Annotated in this window: 18 protein-coding genes and 1 pseudogene; 15 read left to right on the plus strand and 4 right to left on the minus strand. The window is 53.4% G+C overall.

Annotated elements, in window-relative coordinates; translation table 11 throughout:
- Window positions 1-62 precede the first annotated feature (62 nt).
- The 3 genes from uriT to DQM29_RS07865 all read right to left on the minus strand — a co-directional run bounded on the left by uriT (window position 63) and on the right by DQM29_RS07865 (window position 2,815).
- On the minus strand, window positions 63-1,475 hold the full coding sequence (gene uriT, locus DQM29_RS07855; RefSeq protein ID WP_197708856.1) for a uridine transporter UriT: 1,413 nt from the start codon (window positions 1,473-1,475) through the stop codon (window positions 63-65).
- On the minus strand, window positions 1,472-2,419 hold the full coding sequence (gene uriH / locus DQM29_RS07860; protein WP_111742037.1) for a uridine-preferring nucleoside hydrolase UriH: 948 nt from the start codon (window positions 2,417-2,419) through the stop codon (window positions 1,472-1,474). Before uriH ends, uriT begins: the two co-directional genes overlap by 4 nt.
- A gap of 165 nt (window positions 2,420-2,584) precedes the next feature.
- Window positions 2,585-2,815: a DNA polymerase III subunit theta gene (locus DQM29_RS07865; protein ID WP_111740169.1), complete on the minus strand. Its 231-nt coding sequence runs from the start codon at window positions 2,813-2,815 to the stop codon at window positions 2,585-2,587.
- Window positions 2,816-3,054: 239 nt separating this feature from the next.
- Between DQM29_RS07865 and DQM29_RS18190 the strand changes: the two genes are divergently transcribed.
- From DQM29_RS18190 to DQM29_RS07890, 6 genes are all read left to right on the plus strand, one after another.
- Window positions 3,055-3,207, plus strand: a complete 153-nt coding sequence (locus DQM29_RS18190; protein WP_170126509.1) for a hypothetical protein — start codon at window positions 3,055-3,057, stop codon at window positions 3,205-3,207.
- Window positions 3,208-3,304: 97 nt separating this feature from the next.
- The gene (hinT, locus tag DQM29_RS07870; RefSeq protein ID WP_111740170.1) at window positions 3,305-3,655 is read left to right on the plus strand and encodes a purine nucleoside phosphoramidase; all 351 of its coding nucleotides are present in this window, start codon (window positions 3,305-3,307) and stop codon (window positions 3,653-3,655) included.
- A 10-nt stretch (window positions 3,656-3,665) separates the two neighbouring features.
- Window positions 3,666-4,241, plus strand: a complete 576-nt coding sequence (gene lpoB, locus DQM29_RS07875) for a penicillin-binding protein activator LpoB (protein WP_111740171.1) — start codon at window positions 3,666-3,668, stop codon at window positions 4,239-4,241.
- 187 nt (window positions 4,242-4,428) lie between these two features.
- Window positions 4,429-5,475: a beta-N-acetylhexosaminidase gene (gene nagZ, locus DQM29_RS07880; RefSeq protein WP_111740172.1), complete on the plus strand. Its 1,047-nt coding sequence runs from the start codon at window positions 4,429-4,431 to the stop codon at window positions 5,473-5,475.
- A gap of 97 nt (window positions 5,476-5,572) precedes the next feature.
- On the plus strand, window positions 5,573-6,112 hold the full coding sequence (gene ycfP, locus DQM29_RS07885) for an alpha/beta hydrolase YcfP (protein WP_111740173.1): 540 nt from the start codon (window positions 5,573-5,575) through the stop codon (window positions 6,110-6,112).
- A gap of 243 nt (window positions 6,113-6,355) precedes the next feature.
- Window positions 6,356-7,690, plus strand: a complete 1,335-nt coding sequence (locus DQM29_RS07890) for an NAD(P)/FAD-dependent oxidoreductase (protein WP_111740174.1) — start codon at window positions 6,356-6,358, stop codon at window positions 7,688-7,690.
- A gap of 124 nt (window positions 7,691-7,814) precedes the next feature.
- Here the strand turns inward: DQM29_RS07890 and mfd are convergent.
- Window positions 7,815-11,262, minus strand: a pseudogene (gene mfd / locus DQM29_RS07895) (transcription-repair coupling factor).
- Between the two features lie 492 nt (window positions 11,263-11,754).
- Here mfd and lolC point away from each other — a divergent pair.
- From lolC to DQM29_RS07940, 9 genes are all read left to right on the plus strand, one after another.
- Window positions 11,755-12,957 carry a lipoprotein-releasing ABC transporter permease subunit LolC gene (gene lolC / locus DQM29_RS07900; RefSeq protein WP_111740175.1) on the plus strand — a complete coding sequence of 401 codons (1,203 nt, stop codon included), beginning with the start codon at window positions 11,755-11,757 and terminating at the stop codon, window positions 12,955-12,957.
- Window positions 12,950-13,654, plus strand: coding sequence for a lipoprotein-releasing ABC transporter ATP-binding protein LolD (gene lolD, locus DQM29_RS07905; RefSeq protein ID WP_111740176.1), 705 nt, complete (start codon window positions 12,950-12,952; stop codon window positions 13,652-13,654). The genes lolC and lolD overlap by 8 nt, the downstream gene beginning before the upstream one ends.
- Complete coding sequence (lolE, locus tag DQM29_RS07910) at window positions 13,654-14,907, plus strand: lipoprotein-releasing ABC transporter permease subunit LolE (protein ID WP_111740177.1); 1,254 nt, start codon at window positions 13,654-13,656, stop codon at window positions 14,905-14,907. Before lolD ends, lolE begins: the two co-directional genes overlap by 1 nt.
- Window positions 14,908-14,930: 23 nt before the next feature.
- Window positions 14,931-15,842, plus strand: a complete 912-nt coding sequence (gene nagK, locus DQM29_RS07915) for an N-acetylglucosamine kinase (RefSeq protein WP_111740178.1) — start codon at window positions 14,931-14,933, stop codon at window positions 15,840-15,842.
- Between the two features lie 87 nt (window positions 15,843-15,929).
- Window positions 15,930-16,787, plus strand: coding sequence for a Sir2 family NAD+-dependent deacetylase (cobB, locus tag DQM29_RS07920; RefSeq protein ID WP_111740179.1), 858 nt, complete (start codon window positions 15,930-15,932; stop codon window positions 16,785-16,787).
- 53 nt (window positions 16,788-16,840) lie between these two features.
- Window positions 16,841-17,296 (plus strand): GNAT family N-acetyltransferase, encoded by a 456-nt coding sequence (locus DQM29_RS07925; RefSeq protein WP_111740180.1) that lies wholly within the window; start codon window positions 16,841-16,843, stop codon window positions 17,294-17,296.
- 16 nt (window positions 17,297-17,312) lie between these two features.
- Window positions 17,313-17,885 (plus strand): transglycosylase domain-containing protein, encoded by a 573-nt coding sequence (locus DQM29_RS07930; protein ID WP_111740181.1) that lies wholly within the window; start codon window positions 17,313-17,315, stop codon window positions 17,883-17,885.
- Between the two features lie 50 nt (window positions 17,886-17,935).
- Window positions 17,936-18,607 carry a hypothetical protein gene (locus tag DQM29_RS07935; RefSeq protein ID WP_111740182.1) on the plus strand — a complete coding sequence of 224 codons (672 nt, stop codon included), beginning with the start codon at window positions 17,936-17,938 and terminating at the stop codon, window positions 18,605-18,607.
- Window positions 18,604-19,248 (plus strand): hypothetical protein, encoded by a 645-nt coding sequence (locus DQM29_RS07940; protein WP_111740183.1) that lies wholly within the window; start codon window positions 18,604-18,606, stop codon window positions 19,246-19,248. The genes DQM29_RS07935 and DQM29_RS07940 overlap by 4 nt, the downstream gene beginning before the upstream one ends.
- The last annotated feature ends 13 nt before the right edge of the window (window positions 19,249-19,261 follow it).

The following is a 19,261-nucleotide window of genomic DNA, read 5'->3' on the forward strand; positions in this document are numbered from 1 at the left end:
ACAAAACATAAAAAAGGCGTGAGTTATCACGCCTTTTTCATACTTTTAGCATCAAAAAACGCTTAGGAGTTAACCTCTGCACTAACCGGTCTTGGGATCAGGAAAGAGGTCAGCAACGCCAGAACAGTGATGCCTAACCCTACCAAGATGCCGTTAGCATAGCCCGAGGTTACTGAGTCACCGGATGAGGCTGTCATTATTTGAACCGCTGGGAGCAGCGCAAAGCTTAAGCCCGCGCCGAGGTTAAATGCACCCGCGTTCATACCCGGCAGAAAGCCGGGGTTGTCTTTAGGCGACAGCACAATGCCTAACCCGTTCAGCATAATGTTAGCGATGCCTGCATAGCTGACGCCAATAAGCAAAACGGCGCCAATCATCCAGGGGAGTGAACCAAGACCCATCATCGCCATCAGCCCTAAGGAAATCAGGCTGCCGATCAGGCCAAAGCGCAGCACTCGGTTGTAGCCCAGCGTCGGCGCTAGTCGCCCGGAGAAGGGGCCGACTAGCCAGCCAATAAGCGCGTAGGGCGTTAAAAATGCTAGTGCGGCGGTATCTGCTCCCATTCCAAAACCAACGTTTTGATTTTGAGCCAGTGACATGACCAGCCCGTTCACAACGGCGAAAATGCCGGTCATGGTCAGCGTGGTGGTTAGCAGCAGCGCCCAGGTGCTGCGCTGCTTGAGATAGTGCGTCGTTACCAGAGGCTGCTCGCTGCGTTTTTCCACCTGCCAGAATGCAATAAACATCACGACAGAAAAGGCCGCCAGTCCAAAAACCAGAAGCCAGTTTGCAGCAGCGAGGTTCCCAGCCTGACCAAGGGCAATCAGCATTGCAGCGAGCGAAAGAACCAGCAGTATAACGCCGGGCCAGTCCATTTTAACGTTTGCAGAAGGCTTAGACTCTGGAGCCCATTTCATTACCATCAGAGTGGCGATCGCGGCAACGACGGTGATTGTCCAGAAAACCGAGCGGAAGCCAAAGTTGGCGGCTAACACGCCGCCAGCAATGGCATCAATACCGGCAATACCGCCGTTGACGGCGGTGACGACGCCCATCAGTGTGCCGTAGACTTTGGCATCAGAGATTTCGTGACGCAGCATAAGCAGGCAGAGTGGCACCACTGGCCCTGAAACGCCCTGAATGACTCGAGCGATATAGAGCACGGTAATATTGGGTGCCAGCGCCGCTAAGACGGTTCCTGCTGTCATAATCGCCAGCATCCAGCTCAGCACCTTTTTACGCCCTTTAATATCGCTGAGGCGCGGTAAAAACAGGGAGAACAGCGCAGCGGCAGTGAAAAACGCCGTTTGCGATAGAGAAACCGCTGCCTCATCGGTATGCAGCTCTTCGGCGATAGTGACCAGCACCGGGCCGAGCATGCTGGCATTAAGCTGAAACGCGACGCAGGCCGCCAAAAGGGCGACCATTAGGATCGTTGCGCTGACTCTCGTTTCTGAAGAGGGCGTTTCGGTCATATGCGCACCTCACCGATGCGCTTAAGGGCATCGACAACCATGTCCCAAAAGCGTGTGTGGTCGAGCTTAACGGCGACCTGAGTATGACAGTCTGACGGTGCGGGGGCACGGAAGTCGGCAACGGTCATGCCGAGTGTCAGTGTGCCTGTTAGCTCAATGTCTACAGGAACTTTCTGTACAGTCATGACGGAAGGATCGATAACATAGGCTACTGCGCACGGATCGTGAACCGGCGGGTAGTCAAAGCCCTGTGCGTCTTTGTACATTTTGCCAAAGAATTCCAGCAGCTCCAGCACAAACTGGGCGGGTTGAGTGCCGACAGCGGTGATTTTCTCAACGACGTCTGGCGTTGCCAGCGCCTGGTGAGTGAGATCCAGACCGACCATGGTTAACGGCCATTTTTCATTGAAGACGATGTGTGCGGCTTCAGGGTCGATCTTGATATTAAACTCAGCGACGGGGCTCCAGTTACCCACGTGGTAACCGCCGCCCATCAGCACAATTTCTTTTACTCGTTCAACAATGCGAGGTTCCATACGCGCCGCGAGGGCAATATTGGTCAGCCCGGCGGTAGGAACGATGGTCACCGTTTTTGGCGGATGGGACATGATGGTATCGATAATCAGATCGACAGCGTGGCGATTATCAAGAGCCAGCGTCGGTTCTGGAAGTACCGGGCCATCAAGGCCTGAGTCACCGTGAATATCAGGTGCGGTTTCAACCTGACGCACCAGCGGGCGTGCCGCACCGGCGGCAAAGGGAACCCCTGTAATATTGGCAATTCGGGCGACAGCCAGAGCGTTGCGAGTGACTTTCTCCAGCGTCTGGTTACCGACAACCGTAGTGACGGCCAACAGCTCAATATCTGGGTTACCGTGAGCAAGGAGGAGGGCGATCGCGTCATCGTGCCCGGGATCGCAGTCAAGGATAATTTTTTTGGTCATTTCTACACCCTCTATAGGATAAAAGACGAAAAAGGCCTTTTTGAAAACGGCCACCCCGCTCTGTGGCCAAAAGGCAAAATAACGACTGAAGCCTATAGGGCGAGTGGCCCAAGGCTGCGGTCACGGGGAGTTAATTGGTAAAGTTGTTGCGGCTGGCCCTAAACGCTATTTTTCATTTGGGCTATAGGGCAGCTTCCCTAAGCGGTAGGGATTGGTGCGAAAGAACTCAACGCGCTCCTTAAAATAGGCCTGTAGCTCTTTGGGAATAACGGCTTCAATATCGCGATAGCTAAACGGCATGCCGTAGCGTTCTTTATAGGCAATGCCTGAAGCGTGCAGGTCGACGTCGATTTTTTCCCGCTCTTGTGGCGGCAGTTCGGCAAGATTATGGCTCATAGGCGACTCCTCTGTATTTGACGAAGTATATCCCAACCCGAGAGCAATTTCATGACGTTATTAGAGGCGTAAATCGTTGGCAACGCGTGCTGTGCGCTGCCATAGCGTTGCTATTTGAGGACGAGACTTTTCATAAAAAGATGCACTGCAATCCTCAAGAGGGCTTACTATCGCGACAGCGTCTTTTATAATACTCTCTGATTTTTACGACGCGTCACTTCATACAGGCAAGGAACGGCATGGACTCTGAAGATCTCTTTCGCATTGCGATTATTATTGGCTGTCTGGCATTGGCGGCTAGGGGGCAACGATTTCACCTGCGCTATTTCTTGATTGCTATTGCCGCGATTGCCGGATTGGCCATGCTGTTGGACTATTTTGGTCTGGCATAAGGCGGTAATCCTGCTTACTACTTGAAAGCGTAGCGCTATCTACTCATACTGAGCCCAGACGCAGTTCTGACAGAATAACCCTATTGAGAGGCATACCATGGCTGAAGAGACGATTTTTAGTAAAATCATTCGTCGGGAAATCCCGGCTGATATCGTATATCAGGACGATTTAGTCACTGCGTTTCGCGATATCTCTCCACAGGCGCCCACCCATATTTTGATTATTCCCAATGTGCTTATTCCTACGGTTAACGACGTGAAGGCTGAACACGAAGTTGCCCTTGGTCGCATGCTGGTTGTTGCTGCAAAAATTGCTGAGCAGGAAGGCATTTCAGAAGACGGCTATCGTCTGATTGTGAACTGCAACCGCCACGGCGGTCAGGAAGTGTATCACCTGCATATGCATCTGGTCGGTGGGCAGGCGTTAGGGCCTATGCTGGCGCGCTGAAGGAGTGGATATGAAAAAGACACATTGGCTTTTTTTGGTCGCAGCGATGCTTGCGCTGACGGGCTGTCAGGTTAATCAGCCCAAAAACAAGGCGCCGGTAGTCGTTGTACCGCCCGCACCTCCGCCCTATGAGCCACCTCCTGTGCCGCCAACGCTGCCAGAGCCTGAAAAAGCGATTAACTGGGTAGCGAGCGTTGAACCGCTGGTGGCAAAAATGGTGGGTACCCCATCTATAGAAAGCGAAAAGGGGATCCTGCTGTTAGAGCAGATAAAGAATAACACCAGCGGCAGGCTGGCTTCTGCCGCCGCAACGGAAGCGCTGAAGGATTCTTTGGCGTCAACGCAGAAATTTGAGCTGGTGCCGGACGACAGGCTTCAAGAGGCACGACAGGCGCTGGGCATTCAGGGAGATGACAGCCTGATTTCCCGGAGTAAGGCGATGAGCCTAGCCCGCTATTTGGGGGCAAAATACATTGTCTACGCATCTGCTAACGGTAGCCCAAGCGCGCCAGAAATCACGATCCAGCTGATGCAGACCGCCACCGGTGAGATAATCTGGTCCGGTCAGGGGGAAACTCAGCGCTAGTCTGGCAGCTGAGTGAATTGCTAACCTGCTAAGGCCCGATTTTGCCGGGTCTTTTTCTTCGTCTAGCGCCCGTTAGCCGAATGTGTTGCGCGACTATTTTGTTATTTCGACAGCGCGATTAAAATGAACTACCCGTTTTGGGCTATGTATGCTGCACAAGACGATTACAAATAGAAGAGAGGTATATGTGGGTCCGGTAATGTTGGACGTCGTCGGTTATGAACTGGATGCAGTTGAGCGTGAAATTTTGCAGCATCCGTCGGTAGGTGGCCTTATCTTTTTTGCCCGCAACTTTCACGATCCGGCTCAGCTGGCTGAGCTTATTCGCCAGATCCGAGCTGCGTCAAAAAACCGACTACTGCTAGCGGTGGATCAGGAGGGCGGCCGAGTTCAGCGTTTCCGTGACGGATTTACCCGCCTGCCTGCCGCTCAGGCGTTTGCTGCACTGTTGGAAGGTGAGGAGGCAGAAGCTGCCGCTCAGGAAGGCGGCTGGCTGATGGCGGCTGAGCTAGTCAGTATGGATATCGATATCAGTTTTGCTCCGGTATTGGACGTTGGTCATATTAGCGCCGCGATTGGTGAACGTTCCTTTCATCAGGATCCTTTGGCGGTAACGGCCCTCGCGAGCAGGTTTATTCAGGGAATGAATGACGCAGGCATGCGGGCGACGGGAAAACACTTCCCCGGTCACGGCGCAGTGTCAGCGGATTCTCATAAAGAGACGCCGATCGATCCACGCTCTTATCAGACACTGTACGATAACGATATGGCGGTATTTCGACGCCTGTTCAGCGCCGGGCTGCTGGATGCCGTAATGCCTGCCCACGTGATTTATCCGCAGGTGGACGATCGCCCGGCAAGCTGTTCCCCGCATTGGCTAAAAACAGTGCTGCGCGAACAGTTAGGCTTTGACGGCGCTATTTTTTCCGACGACCTTTCAATGGAAGGCGCAGCCATCATGGGCAGCTACGCCGAGCGCGGCAGAGCGGCGCTGGAGGCTGGGTGTGACATGGTGCTAGTCTGTAATAACCGAGACGGTGCCGTTAGCGTGTTGGAAAATCTACCTCAGGGCATTCAGGCAGAGCGCGCAGAGCGACTGCGCCACAGGGCGACATTCACCCGTAAGGCTCTGTTGGAGAGCGACCGTTGGAAGCGTGCCAGTCAGCGCATGAGTGCGCTGAGCGCGCGGTGGGAAGAACACAAACAGCAGCTGGCGGGACGTTTAGAGAAATAGAGCCCGAAAAAGGGTTGACCTAGAAAAAGGTTGAATAAAAACCGGCTTTTTGGGCAAGATTAACGCGTAGGCATACACACAGCAGAGTGAGGCTTAGATGATTATTTATTTACACGGCTTTGATTCAACCAGCCCGGGCAATCATGAAAAGATCTTACAGCTGCAGTTTATCGATCCCGACGTGCGCTTTATCAGCTACAGCACGCTGCATCCGCGTCACGATATGCAACACTTGCTCAAAGAGACCGATAAGGCAATACAACAGTCAAACGATCCGAATCCGCTAATATGCGGCGTTGGGCTGGGTGGGTTCTGGGCTGAAAGGGTTGGTTTTCTTTGCGGTATCCGCCAAACGATACTTAACCCAAACCTGTTTCCCCATGAAAACATGCCGGGGAAAATTGATCGGCCGGAAGAGTATCTGGACATTGTTACTAAGTGCGTGACGGATTTTCGCACCAAAAACAGGGAAAACTGTCTGGTGATCTTATCGCGCATTGATGAAGTGCTCGATAGCCAGCGCAGCGCTGACTCTCTATCTCCCTATTATCCGATTGTGTGGGACGAGCAGCAGGGGCATAAGTTTAAGGCCATTTCAGCCCATTTACAGAAAATAAAAGACTTCAAGCTGCGCTAGCGAAAACAAGTACAGAGACAAAACGCCCCGACAGGCATATCTGCCGTCGGGGCGTTTATTTTTATGTAGCAAAGAGATAGCTTGAATCTTAAAGTATTCAAAGCGTGTTAAATAGGTTGAATTTGATTTACATCAAATTTGGTATGACCAAATGCCCAAGTATGATATTCTGCCGCAATTAGTGTGATGGCGATCAAATGTTAAGTGCCTTTATGCCGAAGCGTTGCGCCATGACCGACCTGAATTCATAGTCTATTTAGGTGGAAAACAGCGTGCAGAGCGAAAAGAAAAAAAATTGTTATTGTCGGCGGTGGTGCCGGCGGACTTGAACTGGCAACGAGCCTGGGCAAAAAGCTGGGGCGTAAGGGCAAAGCGGAAATTACGCTGGTGGATAGAAATCAAAGCCACCTGTGGAAACCACTGCTGCATGAAGTCGCGACCGGCGCGCTGGATGACGGCGTCGACGCGCTGAGCTATTTAGCCCATGCCAGAAATAATGCCTTTCATTTCCAGCTGGGAACGCTGATTGGTATTGAACACGAGGCCAAGCGGATACGACTGGCAAGAATCGATACCGAGCAGGGGGAAGAGCTGGTACCCGAACGCGAGCTTTCTTACGATATTCTGGTGATGGCGCTGGGCAGTGTGTCTAACGACTTCGGTACGCCCGGCGTAAAGCAAAACTGTATCTACCTCGATAACCCTAAGCAGGCTCAGCTGTTCCACAACCGCATGCTGGATCTGTTCTTAAAGTTCTCTGCAAACTCCGGCGAGCGTGAGCGCGTGAATATTGCCATTGTTGGCGGCGGCGCAACGGGCGTAGAGCTGTCGGCGGAGCTGCATAACGCGGTGAAACAGCTGCACAGCTATGGCTATAAGGGGCTGGACAACAGCGCCTTGAACGTGACGCTGGTTGAGGCCGGCGAGCGCATTCTTCCCGCACTGCCAGTTCGTATCTCTTCTGCTGCACATCAAGAGTTGACGAATCTTGGCGTTAACGTAATGACGCAAACTATGGTCACCAGTGCGGATGAAAACGGCTTGCACACAAAGAGTGGAGAGTTTATTCAGGCCGACCTGATGGTGTGGGCAGCAGGCATCAAGGCTCCCGACTTTATGAAAGAGTTGGACGGTCTGGAAACCAACCGCATTAACCAACTGGTGGTGGAGCCTACACTGCAAACAACGCGCGATCCCTCCATTTTTGCCATTGGCGACTGCGCAAGCCTTATGCAGGAAAGCGGTGTACCGGTTCCCCCAAGAGCTCAGGCCGCACACCAGATGGCAACGCTCTGCTACCAGAATATTCTGGCTCTGCTGAATGGGCAGGCGCTAAAAAGCTACCGCTATACGGATCGGGGCTCACTGGTTTCTCTGTCACAGTACAGCACGGTTGGTAGCCTGATGGGCAACCTAACCAGAGGCTCTATGATGATTGAAGGGCGCTTGGCAAGGTTGGCCTACATTTCACTGTACCGCATGCATCAGGTGGCGCTGTTTGGCTACGTGAAAACGGGGCTGATTATGCTGGTGGGCAGCATTAACCGCATTATTCGACCTCGGCTGAAGCTGCACTAAGTATGCAGAACCCGCAGAATTAAAAAATAGCGTTAAAAAGCAGGGCGATCGGAAACACCGATCGCCCTGTTGCGTTATGAGGACTTTAAAAGCCAGCCTGTCGGATGTTCGACAGGCTGACTGGTTAACTCAAGCGATGCTGTTCAAACTGCTCCAGTAGCTCGCTGATAAACGTCAGTCGCTTGGGGCGTTCGCTCAGGTCAAGGCTAAACTTCAGCTTGCTGGGGCCGTCAAGCTTATAGCGCTGAGGCTGCTTTTGCAGCAGGCCGATAAGAAAGGCCGGATCGACATGGTTGCTGTCGCTAAATTCGACAAATCCGCCTTTTTCATGTCCCTCAATGCGTCGAATGCCCAGACTTTTTGCCCGTAGCCTCATAGATGCCGTTTTGCAGCAGATTGCGGGCTGCGTCCGGCAGCAGACCGAAGCGGTCGATAAGCTCTACCTTGAGCTCGTCCAGTTCTTCTTCCGCGGCGGCGCTGGCGATGCGCTTATAGAACGACAGACGAGTATTAACGTCCGGCATATAGTCATCGGGCAGCAGCGCAGGCACGCGCAGCTCAAGATCTGTCTGGCTAGAGGTTAAGTCTTCCAGAGAAGGCTCACGCCCCTCTTTGAGCGCATCGACGGCGCTTTCCAGCAGCTCCATATAGAGTGAAAAGCCGATAGAGGCGATTTGGCCGCTCTGATCTTCACCCAACAGTTCCCCCGCACCGCGAATTTCTAAGTCGTGTGTCGCCAGCGCGAACCCGGCACCGAGGTCTTCCAGAGACGCGACGGCTTCCAGGCGCTTCACCGCGTCCGGCGTCATGGCTTTTGGATGCGGCGTGAGCAGATAGGCGTAGGCCTGATGGTGTGAACGGCCCACGCGGCCACGCAGTTGGTGCAGCTGTGCCAGACCAAAGCGATCGGCTCTCTCCATAATAATGGTGTTAGCGTTGGGGATGTCGATACCGGTTTCAATAATGGTCGTACAGACCAGCACGTTAAAACGCTGATGGTGGAAATCAGACATCACTCGTTCCAGATCGCGTTCGTGCATTTGGCCGTGGCCAATCGCTACCCGAGCCTCGGGTACCAGTTGGGACAGGCGCTCGGCTGCCTTATCGATGCTGGCGACGTCGTTATAGAGATAGTAAACCTGCCCGCCGCGCAGCACTTCACGCAAAATAGCCTCGCGGATAATCAGGTCGTCATACTCGCGAACGAAGGTCTTTACCGCCAGACGGCGAGCCGGAGGAGTTGCGATAATCGACAGGTCGCGCATGCCGCTCATGGCCATGTTCAGCGTGCGGGGAATAGGCGTGGCGGTAAGCGTTAAAATATCGACGTTGGCACGCATTGCCTTGATGCGTTCCTTTTGACGAACGCCGAAGCGGTGTTCTTCATCAACGATCAGCAATCCCAGATCTTTCCATTGGATATCGCTTTGTAGCAGCTTGTGGGTGCCGATAAGAATATCCACTTTGCCCTCGGCGGCGTCCTGTAAGACGACCTGCTGATCCTTGGCGCTGCGAAAGCGCGACATCACTTCAATACGCACCGGCCAGTTGGCAAAGCGATCGCGGAAGTTATCATAGTGCTGCTGAGCGAGCAGCGTGGTTGGTACCAGCAGCGCGACCTGCTTGCCGTTGATCGCCGCTAAAAACGCGGCGCGCATGGCCACTTCGGTTTTGCCAAAGCCGACGTCACCGCACACCAGCCGATCCATGGCGGACTTGGAGCACATGTCTCCAAGCACTGCGCCAATGGCGTTTTGCTGATCCAGCGTTGGCGTATAAGGAAAGGATTCGCAAAACAGCTGGTACTGTTCTTTGTCCTGCTGAAAGGCAAAGCCGGGCTTGGCTTCCCGCTGGGCGTAGACGTCCAGCAGCTCTGCGGCAACGTCGCGCACTTTTTCTGCGGCTTTCTGTCGTGCTCTGCTCCATGCGTCGCCGCCCAGCTTGTGCAGCGGCGCATTCTCTTCCGCTCCGCCGGAATAGCGGCTTATTAGATGCAGGGAGGAGACGGGCACGTACAGCTTGTCTTCTCCGGCATAGGTCAAGATCAGGTACTCTGCCTTGATACCGCCGGCCTCGAGGGTTGTTAAACCCGCGTAGCGGCCAACGCCGTGCTCAAGGTGCACAACGGGCTGGCCGGGGCGCAGCTCTGCAAGGTTGCGGATAAGAGTATCTGTATTGATGGCGCGTCGACTGTCCTGACGACGCGGCGTCAGGCGTTCACCGAGCAAATCACTTTCACAGATAAGCGCCAAGCGGCCTTCGTTGTCCAAAAAGCCCCGCTCGCAGGCGCCAATCATCAAATAGTGACCCGACTTATCGGCCTGGTGCAGATCGTCTATCGGCGTTGGTCTGAGCTTGATGCGAGAGAGCAACTCCTGCAGGGTTTCCCGACGCCCCTCGCTTTCAACAGAGAAGACGACTCGTCCGTCAAAACTCTCGAGAAAGCGGCGCAGGTTATCAAGGGGAGACTTGTTTTGGTGCTGTACAGCGAGTTCAGGCAGCGGCTGATAGTCCAGATTAACGCTGCCTGCCTTCTTAGTGACGGGGTCACTTTTTAGCGCAATTCTGGGCCACTGCTTTAATTCATGAAACAGCGTATCAGTGGGAAGCCAGAGGGCGTCTGGCGGTAGCAAAGGACGCATGGGGTCAACGCGTCGGCTCTCAAAGCGCTGATGAACGTCCTGCCAGAATCGCGCGCTGGCGCCTTCAATATCCCCTAGCGTCAGTAGAAGAGTGTTTGCCGGAAGATAGCTAAACAGCGTGGGTAGCGGCTGGCTGAAAAACAGCGGCTGCCAGTATTCAATACCCGCAGGCCAAACGCCTTTGCTGACCTGCTGATAAACGTGTTCCGGATCGCGGCGAACCTCGAAGGTTTCGCGCCACTGGCTGCGGAACAGTTCAATAGCGGCTTTATCCGTAGGAAACTCGTGAGCGGGCAGCAGGTTAATGGCGTCAACTTCCTGAAGCGTGCGCTGGGTGTCGACGTCAAACAGGCGAATGCTGTCAATCTCATCGTCGAAAAAGTCTAAGCGATAAGGCACATCGCTACCCATGGGGAACAGGTCGAGCAGCGCGCCTCGAGTGGCGAATTCACCGTGTTCTAATACCTGATCGACCGAGCGGTAGCCAGCCTGTTCCAACTGGGCGCGCAGGTTATCTCGCGACAGACGATCGCCTTTGTTCATCACCAGCGCGTGCCCCATCAGAAAAGCGTGAGGACACACCTTCTGCATCAGGGTATTGATGGGCAGGATAGTGACGCCGCTTTGCTGCTGCGGCAGCTGATAAAGGCTGGAAAGACGTAATGAAACGATTTCCTGATGGGGAGAAAAGCTGTCGTAGGGCAGCGTTTCCCAATCCGGCAGTGCGGTTACCGGCCTGCGGGTAAACTGCTTGAGCTCATCGCTGATGCGCAGTGCCTGCTGCATGTCAGCAGTAACGAGCAGCGAGGGGCCGCTGTGGCGCTCAATAATGTCGGCAGCGACAGCCGAAGAAGAAGAGCCGAACAGGCTGCCGACCTGTCTTAGGTCACCGGCGCGGGTAGGTAGAGTAAAGCGGTGTTGAGCAGGCATACGGTATATCACGTCTCTTTAATGCTGTGGACTATGAGGCTTTGACCAAACGGTCAAGTTATCCAACGGTATTCAACAATATTCAACGAACAGACAAATAGCATCCACTGGGCATGGCGAACAATCGCCGCCCCATGGAATAAAGTTTGTATTCACAGTGGCTAAAAGGCGACCGTGAAAATGTACCGCTTATAGTAATCTAACCCTGCACTGTTGTCTGAAAAAATCGCTATCCTTTTACCGTCACCTTGCCGCTATTGCATAAAAAAACGGGGATTCTTCCTATCGCCTAACGATGGTAAACTTAGCGCGCCGTTGAAGACCAAAAGCACAAAGCGACATGGCAAAACGACATTGAAGCCGCGCCGTGAACGATACGCTTCGCCCTGTGAAGGCGAGCGTATATTCCCGTGAAGAAACCGATGTCTTTGACTGACCGCGCCGCTGGCTGAGCCTTATGCCGGTGGCGATAAACTGAGTACATATACCTTAATGTATCAACCCGTTGCGTTATTCATAGGCCTGCGCTACATGCGCGGGCGAGCGTCAGACCGATTCAGCCAGTTTGTTTCTTGGCTTTCTACTATAGGCATCACGCTTGGCGTTATGGCGCTGGTAACCGTACTGTCGGTGATGAACGGCCTTGAGCAGGAGCTGGAGAAAAACATTCTCGGCCTAATGCCGCAGGCGCTGGTCACTACGCCGGAAGGTAACCTCAATCCGCAAACCGTTCCCAGCGCTCCGCTACTGGCCCTTTCTGGCGTGACGCGCGCTGCGCCGTTAACGACAGGGGATGTGGTGATGCAAAGCGCGAAGGGCATCGCTGTTGGCGTTATGCTCGGTATCACCAAAGAGGACAATGACCCGCTGGCTGGGAGTGTCTACAGTACCAGCGTGTCAGCGCTGGTGCCCGGCAGCTATAGCGTTATTCTGGGTGAAAAACTGGCGGAGAAGCTCGGCGTGCGCGTCGGTGACCAGGTACGCCTGATGGTCACTGGCGCGAGTCAGTTTACGCCGATGGGGCGCATTCCTAGCCAGCGCCTGTTTACCGTTATTGGTACGTTTGCCGCAGGTAGCGAAGTGGACGGCACACAGCTTCTGGTCAACCAGCAAGACGCCTCAAGGCTGATGCGTTACCCTGCGGGCAACGTCAGCGGCTGGCGTTTATACCTGACTCGTCCACTTAACATTAACGTAGTCAGCCAGCAGGCCTTGCCTGACGGGCTGGTGATGAAAGACTGGCGGGAACGCAAGGGCGAACTGTTTCAGGCCGTTAAGATGGAAAAGAACATGATGGGCCTGCTGATTGGGCTGATTATTGCCGTTGCCGCTTTCAACATCATTACGTCTCTGAGCATGATGGTGATGGAAAAAGAGGGCGAAGTGGCGATTTTACAAACTCAGGGGCTGAAGCGCCGTCAGATTGTGAGCATCTTTATGGTTCAAGGGGCGACCAGCGGCATCATTGGTTCTCTGTTGGGGGCAGGCATTGGCCTTCTGCTTGCCAGCAAGCTTAACGCTATTATGCCAGCGCTAGGACTGTCTCTCGGCGGCGCCAAGCTGCCAGTACTTATTGATTCCTCTCAAGTTATTACTATCGCGCTGTTCTCTATGGGGCTAGCGCTGCTTTCCACGCTTTATCCGTCATGGCGGGCTGCCGCCGTTCAACCAGCAGAGGCGTTACGCTATGAATGATTCTTTATTGCTGCAATGTGTCGACCTTTGCAAAACCTATCAGGAAGGCAAGCTGAAAACAGACGTGCTGAAAAACGTCAATTTCTCTATGCGGCCCGGAGAGCTGATGGCTATCGTCGGCAGTTCAGGTTCGGGCAAGAGTACGCTGCTGCACCTGCTGGGCGGGCTGGACGCGCCGACCTCTGGTGAAGTGATTTTTAACGATCGCTCGTTAAACCGCATGAGTGCGTCAGAAAAGGCTGAATTGCGTAATACTCAGCTCGGATTTATCTATCAGTTTCACCACCTGCTGCCGGACTTTACCGCACTGGAAAACGCCGCCATGCCGCTGCTGATTGGCCGTAAAAAGTCATCACAGGCGATGGAACAGGCGCGGGCCATGCTGGCTGCTGTGGGGTTGGAAAAGCGCGCCTCTCATCGGCCGTCTGAGCTTTCCGGCGGTGAACGTCAGCGGGTAGCGATTGCACGCGCGCTGGTGAATAACCCTGCGCTAGTGCTGGCGGATGAGCCGACAGGCAATTTGGATCAGCGAACCGCTGACGGTATTTTTGAGCTGTTAGGCAAGCTGAATCAGCAGCAGGGAACGGCGTTTCTGGTAGTGACTCACGATCTTAGTCTGGCGCGCCGCCTCGATCGCCAGCTTGAAATGCGCGACGGAGTGCTTAACCAGCGCGCCAGCCTGCTGGAGGCAGAGTAATGTCGGCACTGCCTCTCTCGTTAACGATTGCTCTGCGGTTTATTCGCGGGCGACGTCGAAGCGGCATGGTGTCGCTGATTTCTGTGATTTCCACTGTCGGTATTGCTCTGGGCGTAGCTGTGCTGATTGTTGGGCTTTCTGCGATGAACGGCTTTGAGCGGGAGCTAAAAAACCGTGTGCTGGCAGTTGTTCCTCACGGGGAAGTAGAGCCAGAACAGCCGTTTAACGACTGGCTGCAGACTCAGCAGAAAATGGCACACGCGCCGGGCGTCGCAGCGGTGGCGCCTTACATTCTGTTCACCGGTCTGGTTGAAAGCGGAACCCAGCTAAAGGCCATACAGGTTAGGGGCGTTGAGCCAAAAGACGAAGAGCGCCTGAGCGCGCTGCCTGAGTTTGTGCAAAACGACGCCTGGAAGGGCTTTAAAAGCGGTGAACAGCAGCTGATTTTAGGTAAAGGCATTGCCGACTCGCTGGGGGTAACGCAGGGCGACTGGGTGACAGTGATGATCCCCAACAACGACGGCAACGGCGACGAGCTTAAAATAGGTCAGCCTAAGCGCATCCGCCTGCACGTCACCGGTATCTTACAGCTTAGTGGAATGCTGGATCACAGCTTCGGCATGGTGCCGCTGAGCGACGCGCAGCAGTATCTTGATATGGGTGACAGTGTCACTGGTATCGCCTTTAAGGCCAACAACGTGTTTGCTGCCAACGTGGTGGCAAAAGAGGCGGCGGAAGCCAGCGGCAAGTACGCCTATTACCGCAGCTGGATCGCCACCTATGGCTATATGTATCGCGATATTCAGCTGGTGCGCAGCGTGATGTATCTGGCCATGATTCTGGTGATTGGCGTTGCCTGTTTTAACATTGTGTCGACGCTGATTATGGCGGTAAAAGACAAGAGTTCAGATATCGCTGTGCTGCGTACGCTCGGTGCAAAAGACCGGCTGATTCGCTCGATCTTTATCTGGTACGGGCTGCTGGCAGGGCTGGTTGGTAGCCTGTTTGGCGTGGCGACTGGCGTACTGATTTCGCTGCAGTTGACCAATATTATCAAGGGGATTGAGAAGATGGTCGGGCATCAGTTCCTTTCCGGCGGCATTTACTTTATTGACTTTTTACCGACTGAACTGCACGGGCAGGACGTTGCCATCGTATTGGCGACTGCTCTTGTGCTAAGCCTGCTGGCCAGCTGGTATCCGGCACGAAGGGCCAGCCGCATTGACCCTGCGCGAGTGTTGAGCGGCCAGTAAGTTGCTAAAAGAGGAGAACGGGAATGTATTACGGCTTTGACATGGGCGGTACAAAAATTGAGTTTGGCGCCTTTGACGTCCAGCGCAATCGGCTGATGCAAAAGCGCGTTCCCACTCCTCGTGACGACTATGAGGCGCTGCTGGAGGTTTTTACGCGTCTGACGCAGGAAGCTGACGCCGAGCTGGGTGTGATGGGAAAAGTGGGCATCGGCATTCCCGGTATGCCTGACGCGGAGAGCGGCGCACTGTTTACTGCCAACGTTCCCTCAGCCATGGGAAAGCCGCTGGCGGCGGACTTAGCCAAACGCCTTGGCCGACCGGTAAAGGTAGAGAACGACGCTAACTGCTTTGCGCTGTCTGAAGCCTGGGACGACTCGCTGATGGGCTATCCCAGCGTGTTGGGGATTATTCTCGGTACAGGCGTTGGCGGTGGGCTGATTATCAACGGCAGGCCGTTTTCCGGTCGCCACCATATTGCCGGTGAGTTTGGTCATCTTCGACTCCCTGTTGACGCGTTAGATCGCTTGGGGAGCGATATTCCTCGAGTCCACTGTGGCTGTGGCCACGACGGCTGCCTTGAGAACTATATTTCCGGGCGGGGGTTCGAGTGGCTGTATCAGCATTTTTACCAAGAGTCGCTAAAAGCACAGACGATTATTGAACGCTATAGAGCACAGGATTCGCTTGCCGTTGAACACGTTGAGCGATTTATCGACGTGTTGGCGCTGTGTCTGGCGAATATTCTTACCGTTTTTGATCCACACGCAGTCGTGTTAGGTGGCGGGCTGTCTAACTTTGACGAGATGTATGCTCTATTGCCGGAGCGCATTCAGCCGCACCTGCTTAGCGTAGCCCGAGTGCCGCCGATTGAAAAAGCGCGCTGGGGTGATTCCGGCGGCGTTCGCGGCGCGGCCTTTCTTAATTTCGGCGTTTAAGACAGAATAGAGAGCCGTTATGCGCTGAGGCAGAGTACTGCTTGAGTACCGCTCAGTGTCAGACTAAATAAAAAGGAGTTTTGTGCCATGCGCGTTCATCGCCGTCTGCACCACCGTAAAATGAAGCGTTCCGGTCATCGTCTACAGCGCATGCGCTATTACTATGGCCTGATTTACGCAGCGTGTAGTGAGATGAAAGCCAGCATTTATCCTTCTGTTGTGGTTCTTACGGGGGCGGGTATTTCCGCTGAATCAGGCATTCGAACGTTTCGCGCTTCCGATGGCCTGTGGGAAGAACACCGCATTGAAGACGTGGCGACACCGGAAGGCTATGAGGCCAATCCAGAGCTGGTACAGACGTTTTATAACGCCCGTCGTCGCCAGTTGCTCAGCCCCGGTGTGATGCCCAATGACGCCCACAACGCGCTGGCAAAGCTGGAAAACCTGCTGGGCAGCAAGTTTTTATTAGTCACGCAAAACGTAGACAATCTTCACGAGCGAGCTGGAAATCTGCGGGTCGTTCATATGCACGGTGAACTGCTGAAAGTGCGCTGCACCGGTTCAGGAAAAGTATTTGACTGGAAGGGCGATCTTTCCGTTGACGATCTCTGTGACTGCTGTACGCCGCCGCAGCCGATGCGCCCGCACATTGTCTGGTTTGGCGAAATGCCGCTGGAAATGGAGAGGATTAACAAAGCGCTGGCCGAGGCGGACTACTTTATTGCTATCGGTACCTCAGGCCACGTTTATCCTGCCGCCGGTTTTGTTCGCTCTGCTAATTTATCCGGTGCGCACTCTGTTGAACTTAATCTGGAACCGAGCAACGTTGGCAGCAGCTTTGCCGAAACGCACTACGGCTTAGCCAGTCAGACCGTGCCTGAATATATTCAACAAACGTTTCTCGACGCGTTCTCTTTTGACTGCTGCAAAGAGATCGATAAGTAGCGAGTAGGTCGCGAATATAGCGGCAGGAAAAGCGCGTTTATAAAGGTAACACTGTGAAGAACCGCCCACAGATAGACACTGTTTCATCCGATGAATTTCCCGCGTTAACGGCGCTCTGGGAGCGTTCAGTGCGCGCTACTCACCATTTTTTACCCGAATCCTATATTAATGCGCTCAGGCCGCTGCTGCTGAACGACTTTTTGCCGCAGGTTCAACTGCGCTGCACGCGTAATTCGCTCGGTGAACCGACTGGCTTTATCGGGCTGTCAGACGATAAGGTTGAGATGCTGTTTATTGATGATACCTGTCGCGGTCTGGGGCTAGGAAGGGCACTGATGGATTATGCGGTCAAGGAAGTCGGTATTCGCCTGGTTGACGTGAATGAGCAGAATCCTGACGCGCTGGCGTTTTACCAGCGGTACGGATTTAGCGTTAAAGACCGCTCTGAGCTCGACGGTATGGGAAAACCTTATCCGCTGCTGCATTTGGCGCTAGACGTCGATAAGTAAGGTTAAGGTATCCGCCATGGACTGGCTACTGCGGGCGTTAACACTGTTAGGGGCAATTCTGCTGTGGGGATTCCATCAGCTTATGGCGCTGTTCTTAACGATTTACCTCGGCATGGCGCTCTATTACTGGCAGGATATTCGTCCGAACGATCAGGCGGCTCTGGTATCAGCTCAGCCCTATTTGAGTAACGATCCAGAGATGTTGTCGCTGCGAACCATGGCGATAAAAATCCACAGTCACGCCTACGGTTTTATTACCTATACGATAAGGCCTTCAACGCCGGTAAAAAAACAACTCTATCGCCATGTGAGTAATGCCGTGTGGACCTTTTGGTTAACGGGGCTGTATAGCGATGATGAACTGTATGCCATGATGCTGTCTAAGGCCTATTTTGGCCAAGATATACAGGGTAATGCCGTCTACGGCGCGCGAGAGGCCGCGCAGGCGCTGTTTCATATCAAGCTGGAAGATATGACCTGCGAACAGCGGCTACAGCTGGTGTATATGCTGAAAGGCCCATCCCACTTTCGACCGGGATCCCCGAGGCTGATTGAAGGAAGCCGGCGATTTATAGCGCTGTGTGAGTGAGGCTGCCAGGGAAGAAATAGTCAGAAGTATTACTTTAAGGAATCATACTGATGTCAATGGAATCTGATAACTCCTATTTTTTCGACCACTCGAATCAAGCCGAATTCAAGATGGCTATCCCCGTAGGTTCCCTGTCGTTTAAAGACTATATGCAGGGATGCCGTTTGGCGTGGCGGTCAGCGAGAAAGCGTCGTTACTGGGTGTCCCCCTTACTTATTGGCGTCGCCTCCGGACTGGCATTCTGCTTTCTTTACTATTTAGTGTGTGAATATCTCTTTGTGATGAAGGGATTTAATCTGTTTTTTTCTGGCTGGTTTGACAGCGCAGAAGAGGCTGAATTTCGCGTTTTTAACGCGCGGATTTTGCTTATCTTTATTTACACCTTTTTTATGGGCTACTTTGTTCGCTTTGTTTTGCAACGCCTCGTTAATAAGAAAAACCATCGGCGTATATATCTGGCTAATGACAGCATACGTGAAGGCTACTCTCTGGAGCTAACAGACAAGGGGATCCGCTGTGCAAATAGGCTAGCCGGTAGCCATATCAGTTGGCAAAAAGTGCGGGGTGTTACCAGCAGCGGTGAAATGGACTTTATTCTTATCGGTAGCGGGATGTTTTTGTGGATACCCTCAGCGCTTGAGGGGTACCCGCGTAATCAAGCGCTGGCATTTATTCAGGCAAAGTGTGCAGAGATGGCTGAAGAGCGGAGCAAAACAGAGTGACTCATCAAGAAAACGGTCAACGAAATGACGTCAGATTTCGTATTGAAATCCCGGCTAATGCGCTGTCGTATAAAGAATATATAAGGAGCAGCAGCAGGGCGGTTAGCTCGATTGCCAGTGCGAACCCGCGTAAACTGCTTTCACGATTAAAGGGTGCTGCGGGCGGTTTTATTTTTACCCTTGCCGCGATAGTCGGTTTTCAACTGTTGTCGGAATACAGCGGTATCAAGCTGTTTGCTGCGGTTTGGTCTGAGGCTAGGGAAGACTATCTGTACTATACCGATAGCGCATTTTCTTTATGTCTTGTGCTGTTATTTTTGGGCGGATTTGCCGGCATGTTATGGCTGGGAAAACTGCTGCGGCAGCAGGGTAGGATTGTTTACCGCAATAACACCAGCATTAGGGATGGATACCTGCTGGAGCTGACGGAAAACGGTATCTGTGCAACCAATTTGAAGCACAGTGAATCAGAACATTGGCGAATCGACTTTGGATGGGGAAAGGTCAGCGGAGTGGTTAGTGACTCGGGCGTGGACATTATCCTGTTTAATTCGGCGGTGTTTTTATGGATCCCCGAGTGGGCGGAGGGGTATTCCCGAAGTGAAGTGCTGGCCTTTATTGAGGCCAAGCGCCGCGCTTAGTCGATAATCCTAA

Origin of the sequence: Leminorella richardii (genome assembly GCF_900478135.1) — a bacterium.
Classification (GTDB): domain Bacteria; phylum Pseudomonadota; class Gammaproteobacteria; order Enterobacterales; family Enterobacteriaceae; genus Leminorella; species Leminorella richardii.

What these genes read in the sequence shown, in the direction of transcription:
- lolC (WP_111740175.1), top strand. Translation starts at nt 11,755, where the DNA reads ATGTATCAACCCGTTGCGTTATTCATAGGCCTGCGCTACATGCGCGGG.
- uriT (WP_197708856.1), bottom strand. Translation starts at nt 1,475, where the DNA reads ATGACCGAAACGCCCTCTTCAGAAACGAGAGTCAGCGCAACGATCCTA.
- ycfP (WP_111740173.1), top strand. Translation starts at nt 5,573, where the DNA reads ATGATTATTTATTTACACGGCTTTGATTCAACCAGCCCGGGCAATCAT.
- lpoB (WP_111740171.1), top strand. Translation starts at nt 3,666, where the DNA reads ATGAAAAAGACACATTGGCTTTTTTTGGTCGCAGCGATGCTTGCGCTG.
- DQM29_RS18190 (WP_170126509.1), top strand. Translation starts at nt 3,055, where the DNA reads ATGGACTCTGAAGATCTCTTTCGCATTGCGATTATTATTGGCTGTCTG.
- DQM29_RS07930 (WP_111740181.1), top strand. Translation starts at nt 17,313, where the DNA reads ATGGACTGGCTACTGCGGGCGTTAACACTGTTAGGGGCAATTCTGCTG.
- lolE (WP_111740177.1), top strand. Translation starts at nt 13,654, where the DNA reads ATGTCGGCACTGCCTCTCTCGTTAACGATTGCTCTGCGGTTTATTCGC.
- uriH (WP_111742037.1), bottom strand. Translation starts at nt 2,419, where the DNA reads ATGACCAAAAAAATTATCCTTGACTGCGATCCCGGGCACGATGACGCG.
- DQM29_RS07865 (WP_111740169.1), bottom strand. Translation starts at nt 2,815, where the DNA reads ATGAGCCATAATCTTGCCGAACTGCCGCCACAAGAGCGGGAAAAAATC.
- hinT (WP_111740170.1), top strand. Translation starts at nt 3,305, where the DNA reads ATGGCTGAAGAGACGATTTTTAGTAAAATCATTCGTCGGGAAATCCCG.
- DQM29_RS07935 (WP_111740182.1), top strand. Translation starts at nt 17,936, where the DNA reads ATGTCAATGGAATCTGATAACTCCTATTTTTTCGACCACTCGAATCAA.
- nagK (WP_111740178.1), top strand. Translation starts at nt 14,931, where the DNA reads ATGTATTACGGCTTTGACATGGGCGGTACAAAAATTGAGTTTGGCGCC.
- cobB (WP_111740179.1), top strand. Translation starts at nt 15,930, where the DNA reads ATGCGCGTTCATCGCCGTCTGCACCACCGTAAAATGAAGCGTTCCGGT.
- lolD (WP_111740176.1), top strand. Translation starts at nt 12,950, where the DNA reads ATGAATGATTCTTTATTGCTGCAATGTGTCGACCTTTGCAAAACCTAT.